Source organism: Ectopseudomonas composti, assembly GCF_900115475.1.
Lineage (GTDB): Bacteria > Pseudomonadota > Gammaproteobacteria > Pseudomonadales > Pseudomonadaceae > Aquipseudomonas > Aquipseudomonas composti.
Genome location: NZ_FOWP01000021.1, coordinates 35348 through 45725, shown reverse-complemented (window position 1 = coordinate 45725; position 10378 = coordinate 35348). Strand labels below are relative to the sequence as shown.

The following is a 10378-nucleotide window of genomic DNA, read 5'->3' as shown; positions in this document are numbered from 1 at the left end:
CCCCAGTAGGGGTAGCGGTGGTGCAATTGCACCACCGCTTGCTCCAACTCCGGATCGCTGCGCCCTGGGCTGCTCAAAGGCCGCCGAGATCGATCCTGCAGGCCCGTATCACCTTGCTCACGGTACCGATCCAACCACTTGTAACCAGTCCTGGGACTGACGCCATACCGGCGACAAAGCTCCCGCACATTGCTTTCGGGTTGCCCCGCCAACAGAACAAATTCACGCCTTATCGACATAGTGCTGCGCTCCGGCCACGGCATCACTCGATCTCCCGATTCGATGAACCCCGTAAGCCTAAATGCGTTACCTATGTCTCCCGACACCCGTTACCTATGTCCCCCGGCTGAACACGCGGCGCACCCTACATACCTTTGCCCTTACCGGTCTGGGCTATCCGCGTAGGGTGCGCCGTACGCACCTCGTTAGCGCCGGTGATTGCGGATGAAGACCTCTTCTCCCATCGCTGCGATCTGCCCCTCGATCAAGGCATCGAACGGCCTGAGCAACGCCTCGAAACCCTGTGGTGCCTCGAGCATATCCAGCGCCGTGACGATTGCCTCGATGGTCGACAACGCCCCTTCTTCCGGTGCCTTGCGCAGGCGGTAGCGCGACGGTGCCACGGCCCCCAGGCTCACACGCGGCAACGCCGCCAGCGACGGGTTGAGGTGCAACAGCTTGCGCGCCTTGCGCCAGGTACCGTCGGGCACCACCAACAACAAGGGTTTCTCGTCAGGCGCATAGGCGCTCAAGGCGACGGCCTCATCATCGGGAAACAGCAGGCACGCTCGATACCCAGGCTGCGCCAGCAACTGCGGCAAGTCATCGAACACCTCACCCACCCGCAATTCGGCGTTACGCAGTCCGAGCACGGCCAGGCGGGCGGTATTGAGGGCATGACCGACCTCGCTCGGATGCTGCAGGATCAGCAACCGAGTGCGGCTATCGAGATCGGGAATCAGCGGGCACAGGCAATGGCTGAGGGGGCGCTGACAGCGGGAACAGGTCGGACGAGGCATGCCGCGCAGTGTGCCAGAACGTCGAGCGACCGCGTAGAGCAGCTGCAATCGGGGCCGTGTTCAACCTGCCCCGGTTGCACACCGATCAACGGTTGAAGCGTTCTGCCAGGCTGTGCAGGTAGTCAGCCATTTCTTCCAGCTCGCGGCTGATGGCCGCGCCTTGATGCGCCTGGCCGGCACTGTGATCGGAGAGCTGAGCGATACGGGTGATCTGCCGGCTGATGTCCTCGGCCACATGACTCTGTTCTTCGGAGGCAGCCGCCATTTGCTGGCTCATGCCGGTAATACGCGTCACCGCCGAGCTGATACCCTCCAGCGCATCGCGCACCGACTCCACGCTCTGCACGCTGCCACGGGAAATTTCCTCGCCCTTGCCCGCCGTCACCACGGCACGCTCGGCGCCTGCACGCAGGTCGGCGATGATCTGGTGGATCTGCTCGGTGGATTGGCGGGTACGCGACGCCAGCGAACGCACTTCATCGGCGACCACGGCGAAACCGCGCCCTTGCTCCCCTGCCCTGGCCGCTTCGATGGCGGCGTTGAGCGCCAGCAGGTTGGTCTGCTCGGCAATCGAGGTGATCACATCGGCGACGCTGCCGATCGACTGCGTGGAGTTAGCCAGTTCGTTGACCGCCTGGCCGATGTCGTTCACCGCCTTGGCCATCTGTCGCATCGAATCCAGGCTACCCACGGCCAGGTCACGTCCCTCACGGGCCAGGCGATCCGCCTCCTCCGCAGCATGCGAAGTGTTCTGCACGTTATGCGCGACTTCCTGGATGGTCGCAGCCATCTCATTGATCGCCGTCGCCGATTGATCGGTCTCGGCGCGCTGTTGATCGAGCATCTGTGCGCTGGATTGCGACAGCTCGGCTGATTGCGTCGCACGCTTCTTGACGTTCTCGCCCGCGTCTTCAAGCCGCGTCAACGCCGTCTGCAGGCGCGCCTCTTCGCTGATCATCGCCATGTCCAGCAAGGCCTGGGCGCCGCGATTGTCGCTGTAGGTCAGCGCCACCAGGCCGCTGGTGAAGGCTTTCGGGTGATCGGCCAGTGTCTGCCGGATCAGCTGACGGGTGCGATACAGCTGGTAGGAACCCAAGGCGAACAGTGTCAACAGAATGAACACCATCAACGGCCAACCCGACAGCAGCCAATGTGCTGCGACGATCAGCAATGACGCTGCAATCAACGGCCAGGAGCGCACCAGGTCATAGGTCCAGTATTCCAACCTCGGCACCGGTGACTTGCCAGCACGCAACCTGGCATAAAGCGCTTCGGCCCGTCGCTTTTGCGCCTCGCTCGGCAGCGAGCGTACCGATTCGTAGCCAGAGATTCGGCCGTTCTCGTAGATGGGGGTGACGTAGGCGCTGACCCAGTAGAAATCGCCGTTCTTCGAGCGATTCTTGACGATACCCATCCAGGGTTTGCCCTGCTTGATGGTGTCCCACATATGCCCGAACACCGCGGGCGGCATGTCCGGGTGACGTACGAGATTGTGCGGTTGGCCGACCAGCTCTTCACGAGTGAAGCCGCTGATCTCGACGAAGGCATCGTTGCAGTAGGTGATCTTGCTGTTGAGGTCAGTGGTAGAGATCAGGCGTTCATCAGCCGGGAAGGTTCTTTCCCGCTGAGTCACGGGCAGGTTCTGGCGCATCGAGGCGTCCCTGTTCGAATGGAGGTTGGTACATACGTATTAAGTACTAGCACAGCCTTAAAACCACGCCACCAGCCGCCTCTACGCCTTTCGGAGGATAAAGGCGAAAGTGTTTCAGATCTGATTCAGTTGGGTCTTGAGCAAATCGCGAAAGGTTTGAATCAGGGGTTCGCGGGTACGTCCTCGGCGCAGGATCAGCGAGAACGGTGCCTGATAACCGAAGGTGGCTGGCAACAGCACGCGCAGCTTACCCTGATCCACCCAGGGCTGAGCGTAATGCTCGGGTAGATAGCCGATATAGGCACCGGAAAGCACCAGAATCAGCTGCGCTTCCATCGACTCCACGGTGGCCGCACTGTGCTTGAAACCATGCCGGGCGAGCTCGGCCTGACTCCAGTAACCGCGACCGACCATACGCTGCTGGGTGATCAGCTCCTCGGGGATTCGCCGCTGCCCGAACAGCGCGTGTCGCTCGCTGCAATACAGCCAGTGCTGTTCGCGATAAAGCGGCTGGTAGACCAGCCCATTCATGCGCGTGGAAAAGGCGCCAATGGCCAGGTCAAGGCGGTTGTCCAGGACCGCCAGTTGCAGCTCGTAAGGACTCATCACCGACAGGTGCAAGTGCACACCCGGGTGCTCCTGGCTGTAGGCGCCAATCACTTCGGCCAGCGGCAAGGCCGGGTCGCTGACGGTGGAATCCAGCACGCCGAGGTTGAGGGTGCCGCGCAACTCGCCCTTGAGCGCCGCCGAGTAGCGTTCGAAGCCTTCCAGCTCACCGAGCAGGCGCAGGGTTTCCTGATGGAACAGCTCACCCTTGCTAGTCAGGCTGAAGCCGCCACGGCCGCGATGGCAGAGCACGATGCCGAGCTGGCTTTCCAGTTGACTCATGTAGGTGCTGATGGCCGAGGTGGACAGGTTCAGTTCCTGCTGGGCAGCAGCGAACCCCTGGTGGCGCACCACGGCGACGAAGATCTTCAGCAGTTTCAGATCGGGCAAGGCAAAGGACATGAGGACGCACGGCGGATTAACAGTGCGGCAGTGTAGCGCCTTACAAGCGCCGTCGGCATCTACGGCAATGCCGCGCTCGAGCTTGTGTAGGAGCGGATTTATCCGCGATTTTCGCGGCTGAAGCCGCTCCTACACGCTGCCCAATTACATGCATCGACCGGCAGAACAGTTGGTGCGCACGGCGCCCCCTACGGAACGGCGTTAGCTTGGTAACTCGGATGAAATCCCGGACAACGCACGGAACATCGATAGTTCAGTAATCACTGAACTAAGTATTTGCTCAACGCAATTTAATCCGTTCGCGTGCTGAGCCAACAATGCAGCCATAACCAGGCGCCGGCTCGAACCGGACGCCACTGGGCGATACACCACGCCCCTTTGCCAATCTGCCGCTGACCTTCGCCCTCTCCAGGAGACGGCCATGCGACTGGAAATATTCCGCACCCTCTGGGGTTATCGCGGCAGTTGGCAGCAAGCGCTCGACGAAGCGCTCGGTGCCGGCTTCGACGGACTCGAAGCGCGCATCCCCGAGACCGCTGCGCAACGCGCCATCAATGCCCGCCTGCTGCGCGAGCACAACGTCCCCTACATCGCCACCCTGTTCACCTCCACGCCGGTGCTGCCGCGTCAGAGCGACAGTCCCCAGGTGCATCTGGAAGACCTGCGCATCAAGCTCGACTGGGCCGCCGAGCTCGGCCCACGCCTGGTCAACGTGTTGCCCGGCAATGACCGCTGGGCGCTGAGCGAGCAGGTCGACTTCTTCGCCCGTGCTGCCGAGCTGGCCGCCGCCTGCGGCCTGAAGGTGTGCTTCGAGATTCACCGTGGCCGCTCGCTGTACAGCCCCTGGATCACCCTCGACGTGCTCCGCCAGGTACCCGAACTGCGCTTCACCAGCGATATCAGCCACTGGCTGGTGACCTGCGAACGCCTGCTCGACGACCCCGCCGACGACCTTTCCGCGTTCATCGAGCGGGTGGACCACATCCAGGCCCGCGTCGGCTACGACCAGGGTCCGCAGGTGCCGCACCCCGGCGCACCGGAATATACCGAGGTGCTGGCCTTCCATCAGCGGCATTGGGAAAGCATCTGGAGCAGCCAGGAAAAACGCGGCCTGCAGACCACCACCCTGACCCCCGAATTCGGCCCCGACGGCTATCTGCACCACCTGCCCTTCACCGACGTGCCGGTGGCTGACCTGTGGCAGCTCAACCAGTGGATGGCGCGCTGCGAGCGCCAGCACTTTCACCGTTTTACCAGTCGCTGAGGAGCCGTGATGAACAGCAACGCCAAGCATTTCACCGAAATCCCCGTGGTCGATATCGCCGGCCTGTTCAGCAGCGACCCGGCCGCGCGCCTGGCCGTAGCCGATGAACTGGGCCGCGCCGCGCGTGAGGTCGGCTTTCTGTACATCCGCGGTCATGGCATCGAGCAGGCGCTGATCGACGGCCTGCACCGTGCCGCCGAGGACTACTTCGCCCAGCCACTGGACGCCAAGATGCGCCACTACATCGGCGCATCAGCCACCCACAAGGGCTTCGTACCCGAAGGTGAGGAGCGTTACGGCACCGGCAAGCCGGACCACAAGGAAGCCTTCGACATCGGCTTCGAAGTCCCCGCCGACAACCCGCTGGTGCTGGCCGGCACGCCGCTGCTGGGGCCCAACGACTGGCCTACTCTGCCCAATTTCAAGGAAGCGGTGCAGGCCTACTACGCGCGCATCTTCCAGCTTGGCCGCACGCTGTTCCGTGGCTTCGCCCTGGCTCTCGGCGTGCCGGAAAACACCTTCGACGAGATGGCCAACTTCCCGCCCTCGAAGCTGCGCCTGATCCACTACCCCTTCGATGGCGACGCCCAGGACGCCCCCGGCATCGGCGCCCACACCGATTACGAGTGCTTCACCATCCTGCTCGCCGACCGCCCCGGACTGGAGGTGATGAACGACCTCGGCCAGTGGATCGACGCGCCGCCGCGTGCGGGCACCTTCGTCGTCAATATCGGCGACATGCTCGAGGTGATGAGCGCCGGCACCTTCGTCGCCACCTCGCACCGCGTGCGCAAGGTCAGCCAGGAGCGCTACTCCTTCCCGTTCTTCTATGCCTGCGACTACCACACACAGATCCGCCCGCTGCCGCAGTTCGAGGCCGCTGGCCAGAGCTACGCAGCCATCAGCATCGGCGAGCACATGTGGAGCCAGGCGCTGCAAACCTACCAATACCTGAAGAAGCGCGTCGAGGACGGCCAGTTGCAGTTGCCCGAACGCGCCCGCGCACCGTCCAGCTTCGGCCACCTGAAGCACCAGCAGAGCGCCCTGTGACTTTCCCCGCTGCCAACACACGCCCTGATCCGGAGATAAACAATGACAACCCGTAAACCGCTGCGCACCACCGCCCTGGCTCTGGCCTGCACCCTCGCCGGCCTGTTCGCCACCGCCCACGCCGCCGAAACGCCCAAAACCCTTGCCAGCGGCGAGCTGAAGGTGGGCATGGAAATCACCTACCCACCGTTTGAATACTACGAAGGCGACCAGGTGAAAGGCTTCGACCCGGAAGTGTCGGCCGCCCTGGCCAAGCGTCTGGGCCTGGAGGCGAGCTTCAGCGACATCACCTTCCCCAACCTGATACTCGGCCTCGAAGCCGGCCGTTTCGACACCATCATCTCCGGCATGTACATCCTCCCCGAGCGCCTGGAGAAAGCCGACGCCATTCCCTACGCCAAGACCGGCGCAGCGATCATGGTGCGCAGCAACGCCGAGAAGAAACCGGCCACCCCCGAAGAGCTGTGCGGCCTGACCGTCGGCCTGCAACAGGGCACCTCGTGGATTCCGGCACTGCAGAAGGTTTCCGACGGCTACTGCAAGGAACAGGGTGCCGGCGCCATCACCATCAACCAGTACCCAACCACCTCGGAAACCTCCCAGGCGCTGCTCTCCGGCCATATCCAGGCGCACCTGGAGATAGACGCTGCCTCGCTGCTGATCGTCGAAAAATCCCGGGGCCGCATCGCCATCAGCTCCAAGGGTTCGATCTACCCGCAGGTATTGGGCATCTACGTGAAGAAGGGCAACAAGCAGTTGCTCGACGCCCTGAAAGCCGCGCTGGACGAGTTCAAGGCCAGCGGCGAGTACAGCGAGCTGCTGAAGAAATACAACCTGGAAGAAGCCTGAAACCAACCCGTGGATGAGCCTATAGCTCACCCACGGGCGCTGCATGGCATGACCGCTTCACCCCGCTGGCCGGTGCTCGCTCAGGCCAGCGGCCTTTTTTCGGCTTGAGTCGCAGGTGCCCCATATGCCGTTCGAATGGAGCTATTTCTTCTCCCTGTTTTCCATGCCGGCCTTCTGGGCCGCGTGCTGGACGGTGGTCAAACTCAGCAGCCTGGCCTGGCTGCTCGGCCTGGTGCTGGGCTTCGGTCTGGCCAGCGCCAAGCAGGCCAGCAGCCGCTGGCTCAGCGCGCCAGCCGCGATCTACGTGTGGTTCTTTCGCAGCGTGCCGCTGCTGGTACTGCTGATCTTCGTCTACAACCTGCCGCAGCTCATCCCGGCCAGCGGCAAAGTGCTGTCGAACCCCTTCTATGCCGGCCTGTTCGCCCTGGTGCTGACCGAAGCGGCGTACATGGCGGAGATTCACCGCGGCGGCCTGCTTTCCGTAGCCAAGGGGCAGCGCGAGGCCGCCCGCGCCTTGGGTATTGGCCGGCTCGGCGCACAGCAGCTGATCGTGGTGCCGCAAGCCTTTCGTATCGCACTGCCGACCCTGACCAACGAGTACGTCACCATCGTCAAGCTGACCTCGCTGGTCTCGGTGATCTCCCTCAGCGAGCTGCTGCTGGTCGGCCAACGCCTCTACGCGCAGAACTTTCTGGTGCTGGAAACCCTTGGTGCCGTGGCGGTGTACTACGTGCTGATCGTCAGCCTGTTCGGCTGGGGCCTGCAGTACTTGGAGCGCCATCTCGACCTTGGCCGGCGTAAGCCGGGCACCCTGAGCGACGCGCAGATGGCCGAGCTGCGCAGCAGCCTGCCGCAGGTGACAGCCGGCAATACTCAGGCTCGTCAGCCCGGCGCACCGGCGGCGCTATACCTGAGCAACATCCACAAGCACTACGGCGACCACCATGTGCTCAAGGGCATCGACCTCAGCGTGCAACCTGGCGAGGTGATTTCCATCATAGGCCCGTCCGGCTCCGGCAAGACCTCGCTGATCCGCACCGTCAATGGCCTGGAGAGCATCGATCAAGGCGAGATCGTGCTGTTCGGCGAGAATTTCATCCAGGCCGGCGACCGCCCCGAGAACCGCCGCCAGCGCGAAGGCGTGCGGCGCATCGGCATGGTGTTCCAGAGTTTCAACCTGTTCCCGCACCGCACCATCGTCGACAACGTGCTACTCGCACCGCGCTACCACGGCCTGGGTGATGCTGCCGAACTGCGTCGCCAGGCCCTGGCGCTGCTGGACAAGGTCGGCCTGCTGGCCCATGCAGACAAGTACCCGCACCAGCTGTCCGGCGGCCAGCAGCAGCGTGTAGCCATCGCCCGCGCCCTGGCGATGAAGCCGGACATCATGCTGTTCGATGAGCCCACCTCGGCCCTCGACCCGGAGCTGGTCGGTGACGTGCTGGCGGTGATCCGTGACCTGGCCCGCGAAGGCATGACCATGCTGATCGTCACCCACGAGATGGACTTCGCCCTGTCGATTTCCGACCGCGTGCTGTTCATGGAAAACGGCCATGTCCAGCTCGACGCCTCGCCCGAGGCTATCCGCACCGGCAACCACCAACGCGTACGCCGCTTCATCGGCCTGGAGAACGCATGAACGACATCGCCACCCTGCGTCGCGACCTGGCCGCAGCCTACCGCCTGGCTGCCCTGTTCGGCTGGGACGACACCCTCTACACGCATTTTTCCGTACGCCTGCCGGGCGCTGGCGAGCCGCGCTTTCTGATCAATCCGTTCGGCCTGTTCTTCGAGGAGATTCGCGCCAGCGACCTGATCGTGGTGGACATGCACGGCAAGGTGGTCGAGGGCAACGCCGACTACAACGTCGCCGGATTCACCATCCACAGCGCCGTGCACATGACCCGCGACAACGCCCACTGCGTGATCCACACCCATACCCTGGCAGGCATGGCGGTGGCGGCGCAGGACAACGGCCTGCTGCAGCTCAACCAGATCAGCACCGAATTCCACGGGCGCCTGGGCTACCACCACTATGAAGGCGTGGCGCTGGATCTGGACGAACGCGCGCGCATCCAGGCTTCGCTGGGCGACAACATCGCCCTGCTGCTGCGCCACCACGGCCTGCTCAGCGTCGGCGCCAGCGTCGCCGATGCCTTCTACGTCATGCATTACCTGAACCGCGCCTGCGAGATTCAGCTCGCCGCCACCGGCGGTGGCCAACCCTGCAGCGAGATTCCCGAGCACCTGGCGCAACACGCCTGCGAGCAACTACAGGGCGCGGAATGGCAGCGCCAGCTGATCTGGAAGGCCTGGCTGCGCAAGCTCGATCGCCTCGATCCCAGCTACCGCGACTGATGAGCTCACCCCGCAAACCCTCATGAACCGGGGCTTACAGCCTTACTTCAAACAATCCTGAAGTAAGTTTTTGCCCCAGCCGATTTTTCCCAGCGCCTGGCCGGTCAAGACTCCGGCCACAACCAGAACGAGCCTGAGGCCTACCCATGGACAAGACCTTCCACCAGCCCCTGGGCGGCAATGAAATGCCCCGCTTCGGCGGCATCGCCACCATGATGCGCCTGCCGCACATCCAGAGCCCCGAGGAAAAACGCCAGCTCGACGTCGCCTTCGTCGGCGTACCGCTGGACATCGGCACCTCGCTGCGCTCCGGCACCCGCTTCGGCCCACGCGAAATCCGTGCCCAGTCGGTGATGATCCGCCCGTACAACATGGCCACAGGTGCCGCGCCGTTCGATTCGCTAAACGTGGCCGACATCGGCGACGTGGCGATCAACACCTTCAACCTGCTCGACGCCGTGCGCATCATCGAAGAGGCCTACGACGAGATCGCCGAACTCGGCATCAAGCCGCTGACCCTGGGCGGCGACCACACCATTACCCTGCCGATCCTGCGTGCGCTGCACAAGAAACACGGCAAGATCGGACTGGTGCACATCGATGCCCATGCTGATGTGAACGATCACATGTTCGGCGAGAAGATCGCCCACGGCACCACCTTCCGCCGCGCACAGGAAGAAGGCTTGCTGGACAGCGAGCGCGTGGTGCAGATCGGCCTGCGTGCCCAGGGCTACACCGCCGAGGACTTCAACTGGAGCCGCAAGCAGGGCTTTCGCGTGGTCCAGGCCGAAGAGTGCTGGCACCAGTCGCTGGCACCACTGATGGCTCAGGTGCGCGAGCAGGTCGGCGACGGCCCGGTTTACCTGTCCTTCGACATCGACGGCATCGACCCAGCTTGGGCGCCCGGCACCGGCACCCCGGAAATCGGCGGCCTGACCACCATCCAGGCCATCGAGATCATTCGTGGCTGCCAGGGCCTGGACCTGATCGGTGGCGACCTGGTCGAGGTCTCGCCGCCCTACGACACCACCGGCAACACCTCGTTGCTCGGCGCCAACCTGCTCTACGAAATGCTCTGCGTCCTGCCCGGGGTTCAGCGCCGCTAAGGCGCCTCCCCCCGACCCGGCGCCTCGCCTGAGCGCCGGGTAGATCCTTGCTGCTCAGGCCACAACAACTACA

Annotated in this window: 10 protein-coding genes; 6 read left to right on the top strand and 4 right to left on the bottom strand. The window is 63.6% G+C overall.

Annotated features, from left to right (window positions below; all coding sequences use genetic code 11):
* The 4 genes from BM059_RS24620 to BM059_RS24605 all read right to left on the bottom strand — a co-directional run.
* The coding region (locus BM059_RS24620) for a helix-turn-helix domain-containing protein (protein ID WP_167364602.1) at positions 1-239 on the bottom strand (239 nt) is incomplete at its 3' end.
* A 186-nt stretch (positions 240-425) separates the two neighbouring features.
* Positions 426-1019, bottom strand: coding sequence for a tRNA-uridine aminocarboxypropyltransferase (locus tag BM059_RS24615; protein ID WP_074941714.1), 594 nt, complete (start codon positions 1017-1019; stop codon positions 426-428).
* 85 nt (positions 1020-1104) lie between these two features.
* Positions 1105-2670 (bottom strand): methyl-accepting chemotaxis protein, encoded by a 1566-nt coding sequence (locus BM059_RS24610; RefSeq protein WP_074941712.1) that lies wholly within the window; start codon positions 2668-2670, stop codon positions 1105-1107.
* A gap of 114 nt (positions 2671-2784) precedes the next feature.
* Positions 2785-3678 carry a LysR family transcriptional regulator gene (locus BM059_RS24605; protein WP_037002450.1) on the bottom strand — a complete coding sequence of 298 codons (894 nt, stop codon included), beginning with the start codon at positions 3676-3678 and terminating at the stop codon, positions 2785-2787.
* Between the two features lie 421 nt (positions 3679-4099).
* Here BM059_RS24605 and BM059_RS24600 point away from each other — a divergent pair, with 421 nt between their 5' ends.
* The 6 genes from BM059_RS24600 (at position 4100) to speB (ending at position 10305) form a co-directional block, all read left to right on the top strand.
* Positions 4100-4942 carry a sugar phosphate isomerase/epimerase family protein gene (locus BM059_RS24600; RefSeq protein WP_074941711.1) on the top strand — a complete coding sequence of 281 codons (843 nt, stop codon included), beginning with the start codon at positions 4100-4102 and terminating at the stop codon, positions 4940-4942.
* 9 nt (positions 4943-4951) lie between these two features.
* Entirely contained in the window at positions 4952-5992 is a 1041-nt protein-coding gene (locus BM059_RS24595) for an isopenicillin N synthase family dioxygenase (RefSeq protein ID WP_074941710.1), read from the top strand.
* A gap of 42 nt (positions 5993-6034) precedes the next feature.
* Positions 6035-6841 carry an ABC transporter substrate-binding protein gene (locus BM059_RS24590; RefSeq protein ID WP_074941709.1) on the top strand — a complete coding sequence of 269 codons (807 nt, stop codon included), beginning with the start codon at positions 6035-6037 and terminating at the stop codon, positions 6839-6841.
* Between the two features lie 124 nt (positions 6842-6965).
* Positions 6966-8480: an amino acid ABC transporter permease/ATP-binding protein gene (locus BM059_RS24585; protein WP_074941708.1), complete on the top strand. Its 1515-nt coding sequence runs from the start codon at positions 6966-6968 to the stop codon at positions 8478-8480.
* Positions 8477-9199, top strand: coding sequence for a class II aldolase/adducin family protein (locus tag BM059_RS24580; protein ID WP_074941707.1), 723 nt, complete (start codon positions 8477-8479; stop codon positions 9197-9199). Before BM059_RS24585 ends, BM059_RS24580 begins: the two co-directional genes overlap by 4 nt.
* A 146-nt stretch (positions 9200-9345) precedes the next feature.
* The gene (speB, locus tag BM059_RS24575) at positions 9346-10305 is read left to right on the top strand and encodes an agmatinase (protein ID WP_074941706.1); all 960 of its coding nucleotides are present in this window, start codon (positions 9346-9348) and stop codon (positions 10303-10305) included.
* Positions 10306-10378 lie beyond the last annotated feature (73 nt).

What these genes read in the sequence shown, in the direction of transcription:
- BM059_RS24615 (WP_074941714.1), bottom strand. Translation starts at nt 1,019, where the DNA reads ATGCCTCGTCCGACCTGTTCCCGCTGTCAGCGCCCCCTCAGCCATTGC.
- BM059_RS24610 (WP_074941712.1), bottom strand. Translation starts at nt 2,670, where the DNA reads ATGCGCCAGAACCTGCCCGTGACTCAGCGGGAAAGAACCTTCCCGGCT.
- BM059_RS24605 (WP_037002450.1), bottom strand. Translation starts at nt 3,678, where the DNA reads ATGTCCTTTGCCTTGCCCGATCTGAAACTGCTGAAGATCTTCGTCGCC.
- BM059_RS24600 (WP_074941711.1), top strand. Translation starts at nt 4,100, where the DNA reads ATGCGACTGGAAATATTCCGCACCCTCTGGGGTTATCGCGGCAGTTGG.
- BM059_RS24595 (WP_074941710.1), top strand. Translation starts at nt 4,952, where the DNA reads ATGAACAGCAACGCCAAGCATTTCACCGAAATCCCCGTGGTCGATATC.
- BM059_RS24590 (WP_074941709.1), top strand. Translation starts at nt 6,035, where the DNA reads ATGACAACCCGTAAACCGCTGCGCACCACCGCCCTGGCTCTGGCCTGC.
- BM059_RS24585 (WP_074941708.1), top strand. Translation starts at nt 6,966, where the DNA reads ATGCCGTTCGAATGGAGCTATTTCTTCTCCCTGTTTTCCATGCCGGCC.
- BM059_RS24580 (WP_074941707.1), top strand. Translation starts at nt 8,477, where the DNA reads ATGAACGACATCGCCACCCTGCGTCGCGACCTGGCCGCAGCCTACCGC.
- speB (WP_074941706.1), top strand. Translation starts at nt 9,346, where the DNA reads ATGGACAAGACCTTCCACCAGCCCCTGGGCGGCAATGAAATGCCCCGC.